We start from the raw sequence: 18,242 nt of genomic DNA, 5'->3' as shown, positions 1-18,242 counted from the left end.
AGAAGCGACCTAATCTCGTCGAGGGGTAAGGTGCGTTTCTTATGGCAGGAAGCTGGTTCGAATGGCTCGTCTACTATCTCATCGCGATAAACTTCGTAGCCTTCGCCGCGTTTGGCCTGGATAAAGCTTTCGCGGAAACTGGCGGCCGCAGAATAAGCGAAAGGCGATTGATCGAGTGGGCAATGCTTGGTGGCACGCCGGGCGCTTATGCGGGAAGATACCTCTTCCGACACAAAACGCGGAAAATCTCGTTCTCCGACAGACTACATGGCGTTGCCATGTTGCAAGGTGCTCTGCTCATCGGCGGGTATCTCTACTATCTGTACGGTTGATGCGTCTTCCCGCTGAATCTCGATTGCAAGCGATCGCCAGCAAAACTTGACCCACCTCAAAGTCCGCTGCCCGCACTCGCGCTAGAATCCTTTCCGCACCACAGGAAGGACCCACGCGAATGTCGCAGCATACCCCGAACGAACTCACCGCCATTTTCCGGCGCGATCATGACTTGCTCACGCGTCTGAAGACGCAGGATGCGCACTACGCGCGGCTGGCCGAGGAGTATCACGAGGTGAATCGCGCCGTGCATCGGCACGAGAGCGAAGCGGAGGTTGTCAGTGACGATCATGCCGAGGAGCTGAAGAAGCGGCGGCTTGCCTTGCTCGATGAAATCACGACAATCGTGGAGCGCGCCCGCAGCGCCGATGCGCCGGGCGCGGCGGCTTGATCGAGGAGACACACGTCATGCGTATTACCCTTGCCAGAACCATCCTTGCCCCCACTTTCGTCGCGGGCGCCGCCCTTGCGCTCTCCGCCTGCGGCGGGGCCGAGGAGGCGGAGGAACCCGCACCCGCGATGACAGAGACCCCGCTGGAAGTGGACGACCTTTCCGGCGGCGAGATCATCGGCGTCAATCCCGATGCCGAAGGCGTGGACGTGGAACTGCCGCAAACCGAAATGCGCAACGCCACGCCCGAGGAAATCGAGGCCGCGCGGGCGGAAGCCGCAGCGGAAACGGAAGCCGAATAGAAGGCCCGATAACAGGGGGCGGCGGGCCGGAAGCCGCACGTTCCGGCCCGCCTGCAAAACCCCTCGGCCAGAAAAATTCGATTCTGCTTGAAACCTTTCGCGGTGATACACATTATCATCATTGCGGACCGGGCCCCTCTGGCGCGCGCTTTCATTTGGCGCACGTGATGTCGGACCGCATCGGACAGCCGGTGCGTGTTTGACGGGGCCTCTTCCCCCTCCCCACAAACCACCCGGCAAAGACGATACCGGCCGTCCGATCCTAGCAACTCTCTTTTCGAAGGAGACGAAGGATGACGGCCCGTTTCTACAAACTCACAGAGCTTCACGCGAAGCTGGACGAAGCCGTGCGGCGCGAGATCAACCGCCGCGCGCCGGACCAGTTCAAGGTGATGGCATTGAAGCGCCGCAAGCTGCGCGTGCGCGATCTGCTTGCCCGACTCAATCCTACAGGCCGCCAGGGCATCCCGAACACCTGACGGCCTTAGCGAGAGGCGGGCGGCAGATACCTTCCTCATCTCCGACCCGCGACCCGAAGCGGGGAGCCGCCCGTCTCTCGCACCCTTTTCCCCGACATCCCCAGGAGAACGACCCCGACATGATTGCCAGAGCCATAGCCAAGCCGGTCAAGGAAGTGATCGCCCCTGCCATGCGCGATTTCCTGCAAAAGGAAAGCGCGGGCGGCATCACCCTGATCGTCGCTGCGGCGCTGGCGCTGGTGATCGCCAACTCGCCCTTTGCCGCAAGCTATTTCGGCCTGCTGGACGTGCCCGTAGTGGCGGGCATCGGCAGCGGCGTGATCGACAAGCCGCTGCTGCTGTGGATCAACGACGGCCTGATGGCGGTGTTCTTCTTCCTCGTCGGCCTGGAAGTAAAGCGGGAGGCGCTGGTGGGCCAGCTCAACTCCTGGAACAAGGCCTCGCTCCCGCTGATGGCGGCCATCGGCGGCATGGCGCTGCCCGCCGCGATCTACATCGGCATCAACATGGGCACGCCGGAGAACCTCGGCGGCTGGGCTATTCCGGCGGCCACCGACATTGCCTTTGCGCTGGGTATCCTCACCCTGCTCGGCCCGCGCGTGCCGGTGGCGCTGAAAGCGCTGCTGCTGGCGATCGCTGTGATCGACGATATCGGCGCGATCACCATCATCGCGCTGTTCTATACCGCAGAGACGAACGTCAACATGCTGATCGGTGCCGCCGTCACGTTGGCGGTGCTGGCGATGTTCGGGCGCGGGCGCGTGGCCTCCTCCATCCCCTACGTGCTGCTGGGCCTCGTGCTGTGGGTCTTCGTGCTGAAATCGGGCGTCCACGCCACGCTGGCAGGCGTCGCCGCCGCCATGTGCGTGCCGATTGCCGGGCGCGGTGGGGAGGCTCCGCTGGAAAAGATGGAGCACGCGCTGCACCCCTACGTCGCCTTCCTGGTGATTCCCATTTTCGGCTTCGCCAACGCCGGTGTCTCGCTCTCGGGCGTGGGTCTGGATACGCTGTTCTCGCCGCTGCCGCTGGGCATTGCGGCGGGCCTCGTGATCGGCAAGCAGATCGGCATCGTCGGCTTTGCCTGGGCGGCGGTGAAAGCCGGGTTCGCGACCCTGCCCGAAGGGGTAAGCTGGCGGCAGATCCACGCGCTTTCGCTGCTCGCCGCCATCGGCTTCACCATGAGCCTGTTCATCGGCAACCTTGCCTTCGCCGACCCGGCGCAGGTGGACGCGGTGAAGATCGGCGTGCTGTCGGGTTCGCTGGTGGCAGCCGTGGCAGGTTACCTGATGCTGCGCGCGACCCTGCCGGAGCCGGTGGAGGCCGAGCCGCAGGCGGCCTAGCGGCTAGCTGCGCGCCCTAGGTTCTGGGATGGGCGCGGCGGTCCTTTCCGCTGCGCCGCTCGCCCTTGCGGCGATCGGGGAAGTCGATGGGCACCTGCTGCTTGCGGCGATCCTCGCCCGAGCGGCGACCCCAGACTTCCGGCGTTTCTTCCTCGGCGGACATGCCCGCCTCCCGGTTTACGACCGGGTGCGTCCCCGGACAATTGCGTAGGACAGTGGCAGCAAAGCCTTCGCAATTCGTTAACCGTCCTGCGTGGCCTCGCGCGCGATTTCGGAACATTGCCCCCGCCGTCTCGGTTGAAGTCGCATAACACGCGGAGAAGCAACGACATGGAAGAACCCAAGAGCAACAAGAACCTTTGGTATCTCGTCATCGCCCTGCTGGCGGTGGTGATCATCATCTTCGTCCTCAACCCGACGCGCGGTGAAGACGAAGCGCAGATGGAAGCCGCGGTGGAGCAAGCCGAGATCGACCGTGACGATACCCTGCAGGACTATCCCGTCCAGGCCGATCCGGTCGGCGAGGAAGGCGAAGTCGAGCTGGAGATCCCCGAAGGCGAGGAAACCGGCGACCTCAATCCGCAGAGCGACGCCGTCAGCGTCGAGTAAGGGCGCGTCAATCGCACCAGTCGCGGGCGAATCCGCTGTGCCGCGCCAAGCCTCGCTCGGTCATGGTGTCGGCCAGCGCTTCGCCGCCGCGCCTCAATGCCCGCAGTTCGCGGCCATACTGGTCGCGCGGTGCCTCGGCCCCGCCTTCGATCTCGAAAGCACCAAGGTTGAGCCACGCAGTCAGTTCGTCCCGTGCCACGCGGGCCAGTTTGCGCTCGGCATCGCACATGCCGTCAAGTTCCGGGGCATCGAACCCGGTCAGGCGAATGCGCCGGTCGCCGAGACGCAGGGTGTCGCCGTCCACCACGCAGGCGAATGACGAGCCTTGTCCGCAGACGGTGAACTGCCGCTCCATCGGCTGCCATTCCCCTTCGCCAATACCGAACAGCCGCGTCGCCGCCCACAGGCCCAGTAGCACGGCGGTGTAGACGACCCAGCGCCAGCGTCGCCACGCCGCACGCCATCGGCGGCGACGCTGCCAGGCAGCATCGAAGCGCGGAGCCTTCGTCAGCGAATCAGTCCTCCACAGAGTGGGGCAGCGGGTAGGGAGCAATCGGCTGGAGCAGTTGGAAATCCTCCTCCAGCGGTTCGTGGCCCAGTTCGGGCCAGTTCAGCCCCTCTTCCGGCACGCGGGTATCGGGCAGGCGATCCAGCAGATTGCGTATCAGGGTGAGGCGGCCATGCTTCTGGTCGTTATAATCGACGACGGTCCACGGCGCGTGTTCCGTATGCGTGGCGGCGAACATCGCTTCTCGCGCGGCGGAGTATTCTGCGAACTTCGTGCGGCTGGCCACGTCGATGGGCGAGAGCTTCCAGCGTTTCAGCGGGTCTTCCAGCCGCTCCGCAAAACGTTCCTCCTGCGCCTGCTGACTGGCGGAGAGCCAGTACTTGAACAGGCGGATACCGTCGTCCACCAGCAGCTTCTCGAACGTGGGCACTTCGCGCAGGAACTTGTCCACCTGTGCATCGCTCGCGAAGCCCATAACCTTCTCAACGCCAGCGCGGTTATACCAGCTGCGGTCGAACAGCACGATCTCGCCCGCGGCAGGCAGGTGCGGCACGTAGCGCTGGAAATACCACTGCGTGCGCTCGACATCGCTCGGCTTGGGAAGGGCGACCACGCGGCACTGGCGCGGGTTGATACGCTCGCTGATCGCCTTGATCGTGCCGCCCTTGCCGGCGGTGTCGCGCCCTTCGAACAACACGCAGATGCGCTCCCCCGTCGCCTTGGCCCAGCGTGCCATGGCGACGAGTTCGTGTTCCAGCGGCTCGATGAGGTCTTCGTACTGGCTGCGTTTCATGGATCAGGGTTGTTCCACCAAGCCGCCTTGCCCGCAAGTCGGTATTGGTCAGGCGGCTATTGGCGGGAAGGGCGCACGCGTCTAAGCGATTCGCCGACATGACCGACACGACGAACGACAGGATGCTGGCGAAAGCCGAGACGCTGATCGAGGCGCTGCCCTATTTCCAGCGGTACGCGGGGCGCAGCTTCGTGGTGAAGTACGGCGGCCACGCCATGGGCGATCCCGAGGCGGCGCAGGACTTTGCCGAGGATATCGTGCTGCTGAAGGCGGTGGGCATCAACCCCGTGGTGGTGCACGGCGGCGGCCCGCAGATAGGCGCCATGCTGAAGAAGCTGGGCGTCGAAAGCCAGTTCGTCGACGGCCTCCGCGTCACCGACAGGGAAACCGCGAAGGTCGCCGAAATGGTGCTGTCGGGCGCGATCAACAAGGAACTGGTCGGCTGGATTACGCAGGCCGGCGGCAAGGCCATCGGCATTTCCGGCAAGGACGGCAAGATGGTGGTGGCCGAGAAGGTGAAGCGCACCGTGAAGGACCCGGACAGCCAGATCGAACAGGCGGTGGACCTTGGCTTCGTGGGCGAGCCGAAAGAGGTCGACACCACGATCCTCGAAACCGCCAGCAAGGCGGGCATGATCCCGATCATCGCCCCCATCGCCACCGACGATGCGGGCCACACCTACAACATCAACGCCGATACCATGGCAGGCGCCATCGCCTCTGCCCTGGGCGCGGCGCGGCTGTTCCTGCTGACGGACGTGGCAGGCGTGCTGGACAAGGACGGCAAGCTCGTCACCGACCTGAAGCCCGCCGACATCGCCCGGATGCGGGGGGATGGGACGATCAGCGGGGGCATGATCCCCAAGCTGGAAACCTGTGTCCACGCCGTGGAAGGTGGGTGCGAGGCGGCCGTGGTGCTCGACGGACGCGTGCCCCATGCGATGCTGCTGGAGTTCTTCACCAGCCGCGGCGCGGGCACGCTGATCAGCGCCTGAGAGCGTCGTATCCTTGATCGGCGCTTGACGCGTATTACCTCGACGATACACTTCCCTGAAACCACCATGCTGCGGAGAATTTCGTGCTCGCCCTGATCCAGATTTTGTCGATGATTGCCCAGGCCATCGTGTTCCTGGTGATCATCCAGTTCATCATCGGGCTGCTGTTCTCCTTCAACGTGATCAGCCCCCGCAACGATTTCCTCGTGCAGGTCTACAATTCGATCAATTCGCTGCTCGATCCGCTGCTGAAGCCGATCCGGCGCTTCCTGCCCGATACCGGAGCGATCGATTTCTCCCCGCTGGTGCTGATCCTCGCGTTGAACGCGATCATCTATATCCTCGCCGACATTGCCATTTAGGCCGGAAGGCCAGACCCTTTGACAAACAGGCGGGGCAAGAGCAGGGCGCGAATATGATTGCACGCGCTACCATTGCAGTTGCCCTCGTTGCTATGCTGGCGGCATGTGCCAGCCCGCGCCAGCAGCAGATCACGCGAGAGCGCCGCGCCGCAACCGAGTTCCTGGAGCGGCAGGGTAGCGTTGGCGATCCGGGGCGCGTGGCCGCGGCCGGCTTTGCCTTTGCCAAGATGGCGCGCGAGGATGGGCAGTGGACGGCGTTCCGCGCCTATGCCGCGGACGATGCTGTAATTCATGGCGAGAACGGCCTGATCCCTGCACAGCCGTGGCTGGCCAGCATGGACGATCCCGAAGAACCGGTCGCCTGGGGGCCGAACGCGGTCTGGTCCAGCTGCGACGGCACGCTGGCGGCGACCTTCGGGCGCTTCATCGAGCCGGAAGGTATGGTGGGCAGCTATGTCTCCATCTGGGAACTGCAACGCGACAACAGCTACAAGTATACCTACGACCTCGGCGTGCCCGACGATCCGCAACCTGCGCCACGGCCCGAGCTGGACATTCCCGAAGGCGCGATCGTGGTGCCCGGCCTCACCTCCGTGGAGGGGCGCATTGCCGATTGCGCCGAGGCCGTGCCGCTCTCGCCCGACGTTCCGGTGCCCGCAGGCGCCTCCGCCGATACGAAGCGCGCGGACGATGCCACGCTGGAATGGACATGGCTGCACGGCGCGGACGGCACCCGCACCGTGGTGGTAAACTGGCTGCGCGATGGCGAATGGCAGGAGGCCGTGCGCCTGGTCGCCCCGGCTGGCTCAGAGGCAGGCGAGTAGGCGATGGAACAGCTTTTCCTCTCCGCCTTCATCACCCTGTTCGTGGTGATCGACCCGCCGGGCTGCGCGCCCATCTATGCCGGGTTGACCAAGGGCGCGACGCCTGCAGAGCGCCGGATCATGGCGATCCGCGCCTCCGTCATCGCCTTCGTCATCCTGCTGGTATTCGCACTGTTCGGGCAGGACCTGCTCTCCGCCCTGCATATCGAACTCGATTCCTTCCGCATCGCGGGCGGGCTGATGCTGTTCTGGATCGCCTGGGAAATGGTGTTCGAGAAACGCACCCAGCGCCGCGAGGAACGCGCCGAACGGGCCGCGCGAGAGCACGTGGAGGACGTGTCGGTCTTCCCCATGGCAATGCCCATGCTGGCAGGCCCCGGCGCCATCGCCGCGATCATGCTGCTGATGAACGAGGCCGTCGGGCTGGAACAGTCGCTGGTGGTGATGGGCGCGCTGGTTTCGGTGCTGCTGATCACCATGATCGCGCTGATCGCGGCTGGCCCGCTGATAAAGCTGCTGGGCGAGCGCGTCGAAGCCGTCATCACCCGCCTTTTGGGCGTGCTACTGGCGGCACTGGCGGCGCAATACGTGATCGACGGACTGCGCGGTAGTTTCGGGGTGTGATGGTTTGTTTTTCGCACCTGCCTCTGCAGGTGCGTCCTCGATGCTGTTCGCTCCGATCCGACTTCGTCGGTTCTGCGCGGCGCCAGCGGGCGGCTATTCGGCCTAGCGGTCCGCTAGCCGCGGACCGAACCAGTCTCGATTATCAGGGTTAGTGCGAGACACGGTCGCGCCAGCGACCGCAAGGGCGAACGCCCGCCCGCAGCGGGCGCAGCTTGCTGCGCATCTAGCGAGGACGAAGCCGCGGAGGCGGCTTCGCAAAACAATCTATTGTAAGGTCACGTGCTCGTCGTCGGGGTCGCCCCGGCCGAAGAATTCCATCAGTTGCACCAGCAGGTCGCAGCGCTCGCGCAGGTTACGCGCTTCCAGCAGTCCCTGCTTCGCCGCCGCGTCGAACGGGGCGATCTGGGAGACGCCGTTGATCAGCGCCACATCGTCCAGCCGCGCGACGGAATCCCAATCGATGGCATAGCCCTGGCTGTCGGCGAACTTGCGCGCCTCGTGCTCGAAACTCGCGCGCTCGCCCAGTGTCAGGTATTCCTCCTTGGGCTCCTCGATCAGTTCGGCCTCGACCTGCCGGAAGGGCGTCGTCACTTCCAGTTCGCGCAGCACGCGGAAGCGGGCGATGCCAGTGAGGACGATGTTGTAGCGCCCGTCCTCGCTGGTCTCCACGTCCTCTATCTTGCCCACGCAGCCGACCTCGTACAGCGGCGCGCTCTCCATCGAATCCTGCGGCTGGATCATGCCGATCCGCCGGTCGCGCGCGAGCGCGTCGCCCACCATGGCGCGGTAGCGCGGCTCGAAAATGTGCAGCGGCAGTTGCAGCTGCGGAAACAGGATCGCGCCGGTCAGGGGAAAGATGGAGAGCTTTGTTGTCATCCGAACAGGATCAACGACAGCTTGCGGCGCTGGGCGGACACCCACGGGTCTTCCATGCCGACGGCCTCGAACATCTTGAGCAGCTTTTCTTTTGCCCCGGCGTTGCCTTCCGCGCCGCCGCCTTGGATGGCGCGCAGCAGCACTTCGGCGGCCTCGTCGCGCTCTCCGGCGGCGAAGGCGGCTTCGGCAAAGGCGATCTGCGCTTCGGTATCGGCTGGGCGTTCAGCTGCCGCCTTGCGTAGCGCGTCAAGCTCGCCGGTATCGACCTGCGTGCCCGACAGTTCCAGCGCGGAATGGGCCTGCTGCACCAGCGCATCGTCCTTCATCTCCTGCGGCAACGCGTCGTAGGCCTGCTGAGCCGCTTCGGTCTGCCCGGCGGCAACGAGTGCGCGAATCAGGCCCGACTGCACTTCGGGCTTGTCAGGGGCCATCTGCGCCAGCTGCACGAAAACGGATGCCGCGCGCTCGGCATCGCCATCGGCCAGCACCTGCTCGCCCATGCCTACAAGCTGGTCGATATCGGGCGCTTGCTGGCCCTGCTGTTGATCATCGGCTGCGCCTGCCTGCACCGGCACCTGTTGCAGGATCTGGTCGAGTGCCTGCTTCAGCTGCGATTCGGTGCGCGCCGAGGTCAGGTCAGCCACCGGCTGACCCTGGAACATGGCGTAGACCGTGGGGATCGACTGCACCTGGAACTGGCTGGCAATGAATTTCTGCTCGTCGACATTGATCTTGGCGAGGATCACGCCCTTGTCGGCATATTCGGCGGCGACCTTTTCCAGCACCGGAGTGAGCGCCTTGCACGGCCCGCACCACTCGGCCCAGAAATCGAGGATGACCAGCTTGGTCTGGCTGGGATCGACCACTTCCTTGCGGAATTGTTCGACTGCCTTCTGCTCTTCGATGCTGAGGCCCATGCTTGCCAAATGTCTGCTCCTGCTTTTGGTATGTGTGTGATTGCACAATGTGGCGTTTATGTGCCCAATGTGAAGGGTAAAGAGAGAGCCGCGCAAGGTTTCTGATTGCGCTGCAATTTTGCTCTTGCGGGGTGTGAGACTCGCTGCTAACTGCGCCGCTCCCCACCCGGACATGAGCCGGGTATGGCGCCAGTGAGCGGGCGTAGCTCAGGGGTAGAGCACAACCTTGCCAAGGTTGGGGTCGGGCGTTCGAATCGCCTCGCCCGCTCCAGTTTTCCTCCCGGAAACTTTTCAGACGAGAAACGACGCGCGGATCAGTCGCGCGCCGATCTCCCGTGTCTAGCTCTCGTAATTCTCCAGTTCGTCACCCTGCACGTTCACCACGTGCACGAGGTTCGTCGCGCCGGCCTGGCCGAAGGGGACGCCGGCCAGCATGGCGAGGCGCGTGCCTTCCTGGGCGAAGCCGTGGCGCAGGGCCATGCGCTTGCCCTTGGCGATCATCTCCTCGAAGCTGCCGATGTCCTTGGTCGCCACCGGGTGGCCGCCCCACAGCAGGGCGACGCGGCGGGCGACCGCCATCGACGGGGTCAGCACCATCAGCGGCACGGCAGGGCGTTCGCGCGCCACGCGCCGGGCGCTGCTGCCGGAAAAGGTGAACACGGCGATCGCGCTGATGTTCACGGTGTCGGCGATGGTCATGCAGGCGTGGCTGAGGGCATCGGCCAGCGTGGGATCGGGCGGGGTGTCGAGCATGCGCACGCGCTGCTTGTAGCCCTCGTCCTGCTCCACCTGCCTGCCGATCGAATCCATCATCAGCACGGCTTCCTCGGGCCAGTCGCCCGCGGCGGTCTCGGCGCTCAGCATCACCGCGTCGGCCCCGTCGTAGACCGCGTTTGCCACGTCCGACACTTCGGCGCGAGTGGGGGCGGGGCTCTCGATCATGGACTCGAGCATCTGCGTCGCCACGATCACCGGCTTGCCTTTCAGGCGCGTGGCGTTGACGATCTTCTTCTGCAGCGGCGGGACTTCCTGCGGCTCCAGTTCCACGCCAAGGTCGCCGCGCGCCACCATGATGCCGTCGGCAAGGTCGATGATCTCGTCGAGGCGGCGGATCGCTTGCGGCTTCTCGATCTTGGCGCACAGCGCGCCGCGCCGCTCGCCATTGGGGCCTGTCATCAGCTTGCGTGCTTCGGCAAGGTCATCCGGCCGCTGCACGAAGGAAAGGCCGATCCAGTCGACGCCGTGCTCCATGGCGAATGCGAGGTCGCGCTTGTCCTTGTCCGTCAGCGCGGGGATGGGGATTTCGGCATCGGGCACGTTCACGCCCTTGCGGTCCGAGATCACGCCGCCGACTTCGGCCTTGCAAACGATCTCGCCATTGCTGACGCTTTTGACCCGCAGGCGGATCTTGCCATCGTTCACTAGCAGGCGCTGGCCTTCCTCCACCACGTGGAAGATTTCCGGGTGCGGCAGTTCCACGCGGTTCTCGTCGCCCGGCTCGCCCACGCGGTCGAACGTGAAGGTGCCGCCGTGAGGGATCGTGGCGCGGCCATCCCTGAAGGTGCCGACGCGCAGCTTCGGACCCTGCAAATCGGCCAGGATGGCGATGGGCCGGTAGAATTCCTTCTCCAGCTTGCGGATGTTGGCGATGGTGCGGGCATGCACCTCGTGCTCGCCGTGGCTCATGTTCACGCGGAAGGCATCGGCGCCTGCCTGGAACAGCCTGCGCAGCATGTCGATGTCGTTGCAGGCGGGGCCGGTGGTGGCGAGAATCTTGACCTTGCGGCTGCGGGGGCCAAGTTTGCGGGTATCGACGTTTTCCATGGCCCCCGCCTATGACAGGGCCACATGACAAGACAAGGATATATAATGAGCGAGCCCACCGATCCCCTCGACATGCTGCCCGACGACGTGGCCGCCGCCGCTTTCCGCCGCCTGGTGCGCCACCTGCGCCACCGCCACGATGCGCAGAACATCGACCTGATGGGGCTTTCCGGCTTCTGCCGCAACTGCCTGGCGGACTGGATCCGCGATGCCGGTTACGACGGCAGCAAGGAACAGGCGCGCGAACTGATCCACGGGATGCCGATGGAAGAGTGGAAGGCCACCCGCCAGACCGAGGCCACCCCCGAGCAACTCGAGCGGATGAAGGCCAGCGTCGCGAAGAACGAGGGCGGCGCGCACTAATTTTCCACTTTCGCACAAATCGGTCCACAGGCCCGCTTGCGCCGCCGCGCGGCTGCGCTAACCAGCGGCCCGACCGATTCTCGAAGACTACTACCGGAGCAATACCCCCATGGCCGAAGCCACCGACGACCGCCTGCGCCTGCTGATCGAGCGTATCGAACGCCTCGAGGAAGAGAAGAAGGGCATCGCCGATGACATTCGTGACGTGTACGCCGAAGCCAAGGCCGTGGGTTACGACGTGAAGATCATGCGCCAGATCGTGCGCCTGCGGAAGATGGACGCGAACGACCGCAGCGAGCAGGAGATGATTCTCGATACCTACAAGGCCGCACTCGGCATGGCATAAGCCGGGCTGGCCGGAGCCAGTAAGGCGACGGCACGCGGAACGTCGTGACACGGGCAGTCGTTGGTCCTGTAAATCAAGCATTTGCAGGACGACGACCATGACCGACACTCTTACTTCTTCCAAGAGCGCCACTTTCATCGAACCGATTGCCGAGGAACCGGCCATGCCGGGCCACGAAAGCGCGCTGGATCGCAAACCCGAATGGCAGCCGCGCTATCCCGGCTCGGGCCGGATGAAAGGCAAGGTCGCGATCATCACCGGCGGCGACAGTGGCATCGGCCGCGCTACCGCCGTGCTGTTCGCACGCGAGGGCGCGAATATCGCGATCTCCTATCTCGAAGAGCACGATGACGCGAAAAAGACCCGCGAACTGTGCGAGGCGGAAGGTGCCGAGGTACTCCTGTCCGCAGGCGACGTAGGAGACCTGAAATACGCGCGAGGGTTCGTCGAGGCCGTAATGGAGCGGTTCGGGCAGATCGACAGCCTGATCCAGATCGCTGGCGAACAGCACCCCGATTACGACATCGCCGACATCACGCCCGAACAGCTCCAGCGCACGTTCCAGTCCAACATCTATTCGATGTTCTACATGGCGCAGGCCGTGCGCCCGCACCTGAAGCGCGGGGCGACCATCGTGAACTGCACCAGCATCACCATGTACCAGGGCGCGCCGATCCTGCTCGATTATTCCGCCACCAAGGGCGCGATCACGGCTTTCACCCGCTCGCTGAGCGGCCAGTTGATGGACGACGGTATCCGCGTGAACGGCGTGGCGCCCGGCCCGATCTGGACCCCGCTCAATCCCTGTGGTGGTATGCCGGAAGAGGAAATGGACGATTGGGGCACCGATACCCCGATGGGCCGCGCGGGCGAGCCGAACGAAGTGGCGCCGGCTTTCCTGTTCCTGGCCTGCGAGGATTCCTCCTACATGTCCGGGCAGGTGCTGCATCCCAACGGCGGCACCGTGGTTGGCGGCTGAGACGACAGACATTGTTGAAGGATGGGCGGGGCTGGGCTAGGCCCCGCTTTCATTTTCAGCCCCTTTAGAAGAACCATCATGGCAGGCCATTCCAAATTCAAGAACATCATGCACCGCAAGGGTGCGCAGGACAAGAAGCGTTCCAACCTGTTTTCAAAGCTTTCCCGCGAAATCACCGTGGCGGCGAAGATGGGGATGCCCGATCCTGACATGAACCCGCGCCTGCGCCTCGCGGTGAACGCGGCCAAGGCACAATCGATGCCCAAGGACAACATCCAGCGCGCGATCGACAAGGCTTCTGCCAGCGATGGCGAGAATTACGAGGAAGTGCGTTACGAGGGCTATGGCCCCGGCGGCAGCGCGATCATCGTGGAAGCGCTGACCGACAACCGCAATCGCACGGCCACCTCGATCCGCACGGCGTTCTCCAAGCACGGCGGCAACCTCGGCACCGAAGGCAGCGTCGTGCACGGGTTCGAGCGGCTTGGCCTGATCGTCTATCCCGCCGATGCGGGCGACGAGGAAAAGGTGCTGGAAGCCGCGCTGGAAGCGGGCGCGGAAGACATCGCCTCGACCGAGGACGGTCACGAAATCTGGACCGCGGCGGACGACCTGCACCAGGTCGCCAGCGACCTCGAAAAGTCGCTGGGCGAAGCGGAAACCGTGAAGCTGGCGTGGAAGCCTAACCTCACCGTCGACATGGACGAGAAGAACGCCTCCACCCTCTTGAAGCTGATCGACGTGCTGGACGACGATGACGACGTGCAGACCGTGTGGGGCAACTACGACATTTCCGACGAGGTGATGGAGAAGGTGGGAGGCTGAGCCTCTCATGCTGATTCCCTCATGCTGATTTTGGGCCTCGATCCCTCGCTTAGCTGCACCGGCTGGGGCGTGATCCGGGCCGAGGGAAGCCGCATCGCGCACGTGGCCCACGGTCAGATCGCGACCTCATCGCGGGCGACCATGCCGGACCGGCTGGCCATGCTGCACGCCGGGATCGCGGAGGTCATCGCCCGCCACCGGCCCCACCGGGCTGCGTGCGAAGAGGTGTTCTCCAACAAGAACCCGCAATCGACGCTGAAGCTGGCGCAGGCACGCGGCGCGGTGCTGGCGGCCTGCGGCGCGTCGGGCCTGGAGGTGCGCGAACACGCGGCGCGGCTGGTGAAGAAGGCGGTGGTCGGCACCGGCGGCGCGGAAAAGGCGCAGGTGCAGGCCATGCTCAAGGTGCTGCTGCCCGGCGCGGCGGTGGAAGGGGCGGACGCGGCCGATGCGCTGGCCGTTGCCATTGCCGACGCCAACCTGCGTTAGAAGTATCGGCCACAAGTTGTTTCGGAACAAGCGCTTGGCGGCTTCGTAGATAGGCTTGACCGGCACGTGGGAGGCGTGGCGCCAACGCGAACACGGAGCATTCCCATGCGCAAGAAATTCCTGCCCGCCCTGATCGTGGGCACTCTTTCCCTCAGCGCCTGCCAGACGGGCGTGGGCGGCAATCCGCTCGGCGGCCTTCTGGGCGGCATCCTCGGCGGCAACGGCTATAACGAGCGGAACCTCAGCGATTTCGAGCGCGCGGCCGTGAATGCCTGCGGGCAGGAAGCCGACCGTTACACCCGCGACCGCGTGCGGGTGGACCGGGTGGACCAGGTGACGCGCGACAGCGTGCGCGTGGACGGGCGTATCGAAACGAACGACCGCAGCCGCGACGAGTTCACCTGTACCTTCGCCAGCAACGGGCGCATCGCCGACTTCCGCGTGCTCTGAGGACGTGTAGGGAGATTTGACAGCGCCTGCGACCGGAGTAATCCGCTCGCATGTATCTCGTCGTCTTCCGCAATCGCAAGCGCGCCGATATCGACCGTGCGGCCTACGATGCCCAGGCGGCGGAAATGGAAGCGCTCGCCGCTCAGCAGCCGGGCTACCTTTCGTTCAAGAGCTATGCCGCCGACGATGGCGAGGTCGTCGCCCTGTCCGAATGGCAGGACGAGGCAACCGCTCGCGCATGGGGCCGCGTGGCCGAGCACCGGACTGCCATGAGCGATGGCCGCACGCGCTGGTATGCCGAATACACGATGTTCGGTTGCGATACCCCGCGCACCCACCGCTTTCCCTGACCTGTCCTACACTGCCCTGTTTGGGGCAGGCCGACTGGCATGGCCGTGAATGTCGCAAATCTGCCCAACGTCCGCGCTATCGGGGGAAGCCTGAAAGCCCGTGCTGACAGGGTGGACATTTTCCCTCTAGGACAGTGTTCCATGTGTTCCAGGTTAGCAGGAAAAGGCTCCTTTGCATGACGGTTGAGTTCTACGGCATCCCCAACTGCGACACGGTGAAGAAGGCGCGAAAGTGGCTGGATGCGAAGGGGATCGAATACATCTTCCACGACTACAAGAACGAAGGCGCCGACGCGGCCAAGGTCTCCAGGTGGATCGACGCGGAGGGTGTCGACACCGTGCTCAACCGGCGCGGGACCACGTGGCGCAAGCTGCCTGACGAGGAGAAGGCAGGGGCCGGCGATGCCGCTGGCGCTGTCGGCTTGCTGGTAGAGAACCCCAGCATGATCAAGCGCCCGGTGGTGGAGCACGACGGCGGCCTGCTCGTCGGCTTCGACGAAAGCGAATGGAAAGCCGCCTTGTGCTGACACAAACCGTGCTGACTCGCTGATGCTTGAGCGGCTGCAAGAGAACTGGCGCCGGGCCTTTCGCGAATCGCTGGAATCGGCGCTGGCGGCGGGCATCGCCTGGTGGATTGGCACGCTGGTATTCGGACCGGAGCATACCCCGCTGTTCGCCGCCGTCGCCGCCGTGGTCAGCCTCGCTCCCGGCCTGCCCAGCCATTCGCGCCAGGCTCTCGGCCTCCTGCTGGGCGTGGTGGTGGGCATCGTGGTCGGCGAAGCGGCCCTTGCGCTGGCCGGCGAGGTGCAGCCGCCGGTGATGGCGCTGGCGGTGTTCGCGGCGATCATGCTCGCCATCGCTTTCGAAGTGCAGCCGATCATCGGCATCCAGGCGGGCGTCTCTGCCGTGATCGTTCTGGTGGAGGGGCAGGGCGAGAGCAGCTACGCCCGGGTGATCGATGCGCTGATCGGCGGAGGCGTGGCGCTTGCCTTTAGCCAGGTACTGCTGACACCCGATCCCTTCGGCATCCTGCGCAAGGAAGGGGCGAAGCTGATGCGCGCGGCGGACACCCTGCACGAGGCGCTGTGCCGATGCCGGGATGGCAAGAGCGGGCGCGACGAAGTGGAGAGCGCGCTGCGCGATATGGACCGGGCCGCAATGTCGCTGGATGAGCAGCTTGAATACGTCGGCCGGATCGCGCAGCGCACCTTTCGCGGGCGGCTGTACAAGGCGCGGATCGAGGCACGCACAGAGCAGTGGCGGGTATGCTCGAAGCGGCTGCGCCTCTCCTTGAGCGATGTGGCCCACACGATGCTGGCGCGCGAAGGCAGTGAGGATGACGGTTCCAAACTGGACGAGGCCGCGCGCTGGGTGGAAGCGGGGCAATCGCTTTCGCAAGGGAAGGATGACAGGTTTCATTCGGTCACGCAGGCCGAGGACGAGGGGGTTTGGAAATGACGGGCAGGAGCATCGTCGCAGCAATCGTGCTCTCGTGCGCGGCCCTGATAAGCTGCCTCGCCCCGACAGCGAGCACGGCACAGGAGGACGCAATGCTGATCATCGCCCATCGCGGTGCGAGCGGGGAGCGGCCCGAGCATACGCTGGCAGCCTACGAACGCGCCATCGACCAGGGGGCCGACTACATCGAGCCGGATCTCGTTGCGACGAAGGACGGCGTCCTGGTGGCGCGCCACGAGAACGAGATCTCGGGCACGACCGACGTTGGCGAGCGCCCCGAATTCGCCGCCCGCCTCACCACCCGAATGATCGACGGCGAGGAGGTTACCGGCTGGTTCACCGAGGACTTCACGATCGCCGAACTGCGCACCCTTCGCGCCCGGGAACGGCTGCCGGACCTGAGGCCGCAAAACACGCGCTACGACGGTCTCTACCAAGTGCCGACGCTGGAGGAGATCATTCGGCTGGTTCGCGCCAAGGAGGCGGAAACAGGTCGCCCGATCGGGCTCTATCCCGAGATCAAGCATCCCGGCTATTTCAGCAGTATCGGTCACGACCTTGTCGCGATGCTGGTGAAGCAGTTGCATGCCGCTGGATACGAAGGCGCAGACGCGCCGGTGTTCATCCAGAGCTTCGAAGTCGCGCCTCTACGGCGGCTGAATGGCCTGACCGACCTGCGGCTGGTGCAGCTTGTCAGCGCCGAGGGCGGTCCTGCTGACATCCCCGACCGGACTTACCGATCCATGCTCGACGAGCAGGGCCTGACTGCCATCGCGGCCTACGCCGACGCAATCGGCGCGGAACTGCGGCTGCTGCTGGCCGAGGACGGCTCTCCCACGCCGCTTGTCCAGTCCGCCCATCGGGCAAACCTTCAGGTGCACGGCTGGACGCTGCGGCCCGAGAATGCATTCCTGCCACCCGCCTTGCAGTCAGGCGACGATCCGCTCGAACACGGCTGCGCGGGCAACCTGCTTGATGCGTTGGAAGCCGCTGGGGTGGACGGAGTCTTCGCAGATCGGATCGAAGGCCTGACCTATTGCACCGAGGCTACTTCTTCCGCGCCATGACGATGTAGTTGAGCGACAGGTCGTCCGACAGGTGCAGGCCCTTGCCTACACTGAACGCGATGCCTTTGGGCTCTCCCATGGCCATCCCAGCCGATACCAGCAGCGCCTCCAGTTCTTCGGGTGTGACAAAGTCCTCCCAGTGGTGCGTCCCCTTGGGCACCGCGCCCAGCGCCTCCGCCGCGCCCACGAGGAGCGTGCGGCTCTTCAGCGTGCGGTTGGGGGTGGAGAGCACCATCAGCCCTTCTGGCGCCAGGTGCGCGGCAAGCTGGGCGATGAAAGCCTGCTTGTCCTCGACGTGCTCGATCACTTCCATGCTGGTGACGAGATCGAAATGGCCGAGGCCCAGCGTGCCGAGTTCGCCGTGGCGATAGTCGATAGGCAGCCCCGCGCCCGCCGCGTGGTTGCTGGCAGCGGCAATGTTCTCTTCCGCCGCGTCCACTCCGGTCACTTGCGCGCCCAGCCTCGCCAGCGGCTCGCACAGCAGACCCGCGCCGCAGCCCACGTCCAGCGCGCGCCTGCCCGCCAGCGGCTTCGCGGTTTCCACGTCGCCGCCCCAGTGCATGTCGATTGCCTCGCGGATGAAGCCCAGCCGCACCGGGTTCAGCTTGTGCAGCATTGCCGAGGAACCGGCGGGATTCCACCAGTCGGCGGCCAGCTTGCCGAAGTGTTCGGCCTCTTGAGGACGAATGGTTGCATTCGATACAGTTGCGTCAGCCATGCTTGCTCCCTAACAGCGCGCAC

27 protein-coding genes and 1 tRNA gene are annotated in these 18,242 nt (G+C 64.9%); 21 read left to right on the top strand and 7 right to left on the bottom strand.

Annotation, left to right across the window (positions count from 1 at the left end; genetic code table 11):
* Positions 1-41 precede the first annotated feature (41 nt).
* The 5 genes from D4Q51_RS08560 (at position 42) to nhaA (ending at position 2,845) form a co-directional block, all read left to right on the top strand.
* Positions 42-332: a DUF1294 domain-containing protein gene (locus D4Q51_RS08560; protein WP_120077323.1), complete on the top strand. Its 291-nt coding sequence runs from the start codon at positions 42-44 to the stop codon at positions 330-332.
* A 119-nt stretch (positions 333-451) separates the two neighbouring features.
* Positions 452-724: an HP1242/YdcH family protein gene (locus D4Q51_RS08555; RefSeq protein WP_120077322.1), complete on the top strand. Its 273-nt coding sequence runs from the start codon at positions 452-454 to the stop codon at positions 722-724.
* A 17-nt stretch (positions 725-741) separates the two neighbouring features.
* Positions 742-1,026 (top strand): hypothetical protein, encoded by a 285-nt coding sequence (locus tag D4Q51_RS08550; RefSeq protein ID WP_120077321.1) that lies wholly within the window; start codon positions 742-744, stop codon positions 1,024-1,026.
* 293 nt (positions 1,027-1,319) lie between these two features.
* Positions 1,320-1,505: a YdcH family protein gene (locus tag D4Q51_RS08545; protein ID WP_120077320.1), complete on the top strand. Its 186-nt coding sequence runs from the start codon at positions 1,320-1,322 to the stop codon at positions 1,503-1,505.
* Positions 1,506-1,624: 119 nt separating this feature from the next.
* Entirely contained in the window at positions 1,625-2,845 is a 1,221-nt protein-coding gene (gene nhaA, locus D4Q51_RS08540) for a Na+/H+ antiporter NhaA (protein WP_120077319.1), read from the top strand.
* A gap of 16 nt (positions 2,846-2,861) precedes the next feature.
* On the opposite strand, the gene D4Q51_RS15690 is transcribed toward nhaA, so the two are convergent.
* Positions 2,862-3,008, bottom strand: a complete 147-nt coding sequence (locus tag D4Q51_RS15690; RefSeq protein WP_162925237.1) for a hypothetical protein — start codon at positions 3,006-3,008, stop codon at positions 2,862-2,864.
* A 167-nt stretch (positions 3,009-3,175) separates the two neighbouring features.
* Between D4Q51_RS15690 and D4Q51_RS08535 the strand changes: the two genes are divergently transcribed.
* The gene (locus D4Q51_RS08535; protein ID WP_120077318.1) at positions 3,176-3,454 is read left to right on the top strand and encodes a hypothetical protein; all 279 of its coding nucleotides are present in this window, start codon (positions 3,176-3,178) and stop codon (positions 3,452-3,454) included.
* Positions 3,455-3,461: 7 nt separating this feature from the next.
* Here D4Q51_RS08535 and D4Q51_RS15855 read toward each other — a convergent pair whose 3' ends face one another.
* Complete coding sequence (locus D4Q51_RS15855) at positions 3,462-4,007, bottom strand: thermonuclease family protein (protein WP_205689464.1); 546 nt, start codon at positions 4,005-4,007, stop codon at positions 3,462-3,464.
* A complete protein-coding gene (gene ppk2 / locus D4Q51_RS08525) occupies positions 3,970-4,755 on the bottom strand; it encodes a polyphosphate kinase 2 (RefSeq protein ID WP_120077317.1) in 786 nt (261 codons plus the stop codon). Before ppk2 ends, D4Q51_RS15855 begins: the two co-directional genes overlap by 38 nt.
* 98 nt (positions 4,756-4,853) lie before the next feature.
* On the opposite strand from ppk2, the gene argB reads away from it, so the two are divergent.
* The 4 genes from argB (at position 4,854) to D4Q51_RS08505 (ending at position 7,560) form a co-directional block, all read left to right on the top strand.
* Complete coding sequence (argB, locus tag D4Q51_RS08520; RefSeq protein ID WP_120077316.1) at positions 4,854-5,750, top strand: acetylglutamate kinase; 897 nt, start codon at positions 4,854-4,856, stop codon at positions 5,748-5,750.
* An 83-nt stretch (positions 5,751-5,833) separates the two neighbouring features.
* Positions 5,834-6,112, top strand: coding sequence for a YggT family protein (locus D4Q51_RS08515; RefSeq protein ID WP_338068467.1), 279 nt, complete (start codon positions 5,834-5,836; stop codon positions 6,110-6,112).
* Positions 6,113-6,165: 53 nt separating this feature from the next.
* Entirely contained in the window at positions 6,166-6,936 is a 771-nt protein-coding gene (locus D4Q51_RS08510) for a hypothetical protein (RefSeq protein ID WP_120077315.1), read from the top strand.
* A 3-nt stretch (positions 6,937-6,939) separates the two neighbouring features.
* Positions 6,940-7,560: a MarC family protein gene (locus D4Q51_RS08505; RefSeq protein WP_120077314.1), complete on the top strand. Its 621-nt coding sequence runs from the start codon at positions 6,940-6,942 to the stop codon at positions 7,558-7,560.
* Between the two features lie 264 nt (positions 7,561-7,824).
* Here the strand turns inward: D4Q51_RS08505 and D4Q51_RS08500 are convergent, their stop codons facing one another.
* Positions 7,825-8,436, bottom strand: coding sequence for an LON peptidase substrate-binding domain-containing protein (locus D4Q51_RS08500; RefSeq protein ID WP_120077313.1), 612 nt, complete (start codon positions 8,434-8,436; stop codon positions 7,825-7,827).
* On the bottom strand, positions 8,433-9,353 hold the full coding sequence (locus tag D4Q51_RS08495; protein ID WP_120077312.1) for a tetratricopeptide repeat protein: 921 nt from the start codon (positions 9,351-9,353) through the stop codon (positions 8,433-8,435). Before D4Q51_RS08495 ends, D4Q51_RS08500 begins: the two co-directional genes overlap by 4 nt.
* 196 nt (positions 9,354-9,549) lie before the next feature.
* On the opposite strand from D4Q51_RS08495, the gene D4Q51_RS08490 reads away from it, so the two are divergent.
* Positions 9,550-9,624 (top strand) — tRNA-Gly (locus D4Q51_RS08490).
* Between the two features lie 68 nt (positions 9,625-9,692).
* On the opposite strand, the gene pyk is transcribed toward D4Q51_RS08490, so the two are convergent.
* A complete protein-coding gene (gene pyk / locus D4Q51_RS08485) occupies positions 9,693-11,177 on the bottom strand; it encodes a pyruvate kinase (protein ID WP_120077311.1) in 1,485 nt (494 codons plus the stop codon).
* A gap of 45 nt (positions 11,178-11,222) precedes the next feature.
* On the opposite strand from pyk, the gene D4Q51_RS08480 reads away from it, so the two are divergent.
* The 10 genes from D4Q51_RS08480 to D4Q51_RS08435 all read left to right on the top strand — a co-directional run bounded on the left by D4Q51_RS08480 (position 11,223) and on the right by D4Q51_RS08435 (position 17,501).
* Positions 11,223-11,540: a DUF1244 domain-containing protein gene (locus tag D4Q51_RS08480; RefSeq protein WP_120077310.1), complete on the top strand. Its 318-nt coding sequence runs from the start codon at positions 11,223-11,225 to the stop codon at positions 11,538-11,540.
* Between the two features lie 109 nt (positions 11,541-11,649).
* Positions 11,650-11,886, top strand: a complete 237-nt coding sequence (locus D4Q51_RS08475) for a DUF2312 domain-containing protein (RefSeq protein WP_119587879.1) — start codon at positions 11,650-11,652, stop codon at positions 11,884-11,886.
* 97 nt (positions 11,887-11,983) lie between these two features.
* Complete coding sequence (locus D4Q51_RS08470) at positions 11,984-12,865, top strand: SDR family oxidoreductase (RefSeq protein WP_120077309.1); 882 nt, start codon at positions 11,984-11,986, stop codon at positions 12,863-12,865.
* Between the two features lie 78 nt (positions 12,866-12,943).
* The gene (locus D4Q51_RS08465) at positions 12,944-13,690 is read left to right on the top strand and encodes a YebC/PmpR family DNA-binding transcriptional regulator (protein WP_120077308.1); all 747 of its coding nucleotides are present in this window, start codon (positions 12,944-12,946) and stop codon (positions 13,688-13,690) included.
* Positions 13,691-13,711: 21 nt separating this feature from the next.
* Positions 13,712-14,176, top strand: coding sequence for a crossover junction endodeoxyribonuclease RuvC (gene ruvC / locus D4Q51_RS08460; RefSeq protein WP_120077307.1), 465 nt, complete (start codon positions 13,712-13,714; stop codon positions 14,174-14,176).
* Between the two features lie 105 nt (positions 14,177-14,281).
* Positions 14,282-14,626: a hypothetical protein gene (locus tag D4Q51_RS08455; RefSeq protein WP_120077306.1), complete on the top strand. Its 345-nt coding sequence runs from the start codon at positions 14,282-14,284 to the stop codon at positions 14,624-14,626.
* A gap of 50 nt (positions 14,627-14,676) precedes the next feature.
* A complete protein-coding gene (locus D4Q51_RS08450; RefSeq protein WP_120077305.1) occupies positions 14,677-14,976 on the top strand; it encodes an antibiotic biosynthesis monooxygenase family protein in 300 nt (99 codons plus the stop codon).
* A 176-nt stretch (positions 14,977-15,152) separates the two neighbouring features.
* Positions 15,153-15,503 (top strand): ArsC family reductase, encoded by a 351-nt coding sequence (locus D4Q51_RS08445; RefSeq protein WP_120077304.1) that lies wholly within the window; start codon positions 15,153-15,155, stop codon positions 15,501-15,503.
* Between the two features lie 22 nt (positions 15,504-15,525).
* Positions 15,526-16,434, top strand: coding sequence for an FUSC family protein (locus tag D4Q51_RS08440; protein WP_120077303.1), 909 nt, complete (start codon positions 15,526-15,528; stop codon positions 16,432-16,434).
* Entirely contained in the window at positions 16,431-17,501 is a 1,071-nt protein-coding gene (locus tag D4Q51_RS08435) for a glycerophosphodiester phosphodiesterase (protein WP_420807531.1), read from the top strand. The genes D4Q51_RS08440 and D4Q51_RS08435 overlap by 4 nt, the downstream gene beginning before the upstream one ends.
* Here D4Q51_RS08435 and ubiG read toward each other — a convergent pair.
* Positions 17,482-18,219 (bottom strand): bifunctional 2-polyprenyl-6-hydroxyphenol methylase/3-demethylubiquinol 3-O-methyltransferase UbiG, encoded by a 738-nt coding sequence (gene ubiG / locus D4Q51_RS08430; RefSeq protein ID WP_120077301.1) that lies wholly within the window; start codon positions 18,217-18,219, stop codon positions 17,482-17,484. The two genes, D4Q51_RS08435 and ubiG, sit on opposite strands and share 20 nt — an antisense overlap.
* Positions 18,220-18,242 lie beyond the last annotated feature (23 nt).

The organism is Aurantiacibacter odishensis (assembly GCF_003605195.1).
Lineage (GTDB): Bacteria > Pseudomonadota > Alphaproteobacteria > Sphingomonadales > Sphingomonadaceae > Alteraurantiacibacter > Alteraurantiacibacter odishensis.
Note: the sequence above shows the minus strand (reverse complement) of the source record. Positions and strands in the feature narration are given on the sequence as shown.

What these genes read in the sequence shown, in the direction of transcription:
- D4Q51_RS08550 (WP_120077321.1), top strand. Translation starts at nt 742, where the DNA reads ATGCGTATTACCCTTGCCAGAACCATCCTTGCCCCCACTTTCGTCGCG.
- D4Q51_RS08500 (WP_120077313.1), bottom strand. Translation starts at nt 8,436, where the DNA reads ATGACAACAAAGCTCTCCATCTTTCCCCTGACCGGCGCGATCCTGTTT.
- argB (WP_120077316.1), top strand. Translation starts at nt 4,854, where the DNA reads ATGACCGACACGACGAACGACAGGATGCTGGCGAAAGCCGAGACGCTG.
- D4Q51_RS08450 (WP_120077305.1), top strand. Translation starts at nt 14,677, where the DNA reads ATGTATCTCGTCGTCTTCCGCAATCGCAAGCGCGCCGATATCGACCGT.
- D4Q51_RS08555 (WP_120077322.1), top strand. Translation starts at nt 452, where the DNA reads ATGTCGCAGCATACCCCGAACGAACTCACCGCCATTTTCCGGCGCGAT.
- D4Q51_RS08465 (WP_120077308.1), top strand. Translation starts at nt 12,944, where the DNA reads ATGGCAGGCCATTCCAAATTCAAGAACATCATGCACCGCAAGGGTGCG.
- D4Q51_RS08505 (WP_120077314.1), top strand. Translation starts at nt 6,940, where the DNA reads ATGGAACAGCTTTTCCTCTCCGCCTTCATCACCCTGTTCGTGGTGATC.
- D4Q51_RS08435 (WP_420807531.1), top strand. Translation starts at nt 16,431, where the DNA reads ATGACGGGCAGGAGCATCGTCGCAGCAATCGTGCTCTCGTGCGCGGCC.
- D4Q51_RS08445 (WP_120077304.1), top strand. Translation starts at nt 15,153, where the DNA reads ATGACGGTTGAGTTCTACGGCATCCCCAACTGCGACACGGTGAAGAAG.
- D4Q51_RS08470 (WP_120077309.1), top strand. Translation starts at nt 11,984, where the DNA reads ATGACCGACACTCTTACTTCTTCCAAGAGCGCCACTTTCATCGAACCG.
- pyk (WP_120077311.1), bottom strand. Translation starts at nt 11,177, where the DNA reads ATGGAAAACGTCGATACCCGCAAACTTGGCCCCCGCAGCCGCAAGGTC.
- D4Q51_RS08560 (WP_120077323.1), top strand. Translation starts at nt 42, where the DNA reads ATGGCAGGAAGCTGGTTCGAATGGCTCGTCTACTATCTCATCGCGATA.
- D4Q51_RS08440 (WP_120077303.1), top strand. Translation starts at nt 15,526, where the DNA reads ATGCTTGAGCGGCTGCAAGAGAACTGGCGCCGGGCCTTTCGCGAATCG.
- D4Q51_RS08495 (WP_120077312.1), bottom strand. Translation starts at nt 9,353, where the DNA reads ATGGGCCTCAGCATCGAAGAGCAGAAGGCAGTCGAACAATTCCGCAAG.
- D4Q51_RS08545 (WP_120077320.1), top strand. Translation starts at nt 1,320, where the DNA reads ATGACGGCCCGTTTCTACAAACTCACAGAGCTTCACGCGAAGCTGGAC.
- D4Q51_RS15690 (WP_162925237.1), bottom strand. Translation starts at nt 3,008, where the DNA reads ATGTCCGCCGAGGAAGAAACGCCGGAAGTCTGGGGTCGCCGCTCGGGC.
- D4Q51_RS08475 (WP_119587879.1), top strand. Translation starts at nt 11,650, where the DNA reads ATGGCCGAAGCCACCGACGACCGCCTGCGCCTGCTGATCGAGCGTATC.
- ubiG (WP_120077301.1), bottom strand. Translation starts at nt 18,219, where the DNA reads ATGGCTGACGCAACTGTATCGAATGCAACCATTCGTCCTCAAGAGGCC.
- D4Q51_RS08455 (WP_120077306.1), top strand. Translation starts at nt 14,282, where the DNA reads ATGCGCAAGAAATTCCTGCCCGCCCTGATCGTGGGCACTCTTTCCCTC.
- ruvC (WP_120077307.1), top strand. Translation starts at nt 13,712, where the DNA reads ATGCTGATTTTGGGCCTCGATCCCTCGCTTAGCTGCACCGGCTGGGGC.
- D4Q51_RS08480 (WP_120077310.1), top strand. Translation starts at nt 11,223, where the DNA reads ATGAGCGAGCCCACCGATCCCCTCGACATGCTGCCCGACGACGTGGCC.
- nhaA (WP_120077319.1), top strand. Translation starts at nt 1,625, where the DNA reads ATGATTGCCAGAGCCATAGCCAAGCCGGTCAAGGAAGTGATCGCCCCT.
- ppk2 (WP_120077317.1), bottom strand. Translation starts at nt 4,755, where the DNA reads ATGAAACGCAGCCAGTACGAAGACCTCATCGAGCCGCTGGAACACGAA.
- D4Q51_RS08535 (WP_120077318.1), top strand. Translation starts at nt 3,176, where the DNA reads ATGGAAGAACCCAAGAGCAACAAGAACCTTTGGTATCTCGTCATCGCC.
- D4Q51_RS08510 (WP_120077315.1), top strand. Translation starts at nt 6,166, where the DNA reads ATGATTGCACGCGCTACCATTGCAGTTGCCCTCGTTGCTATGCTGGCG.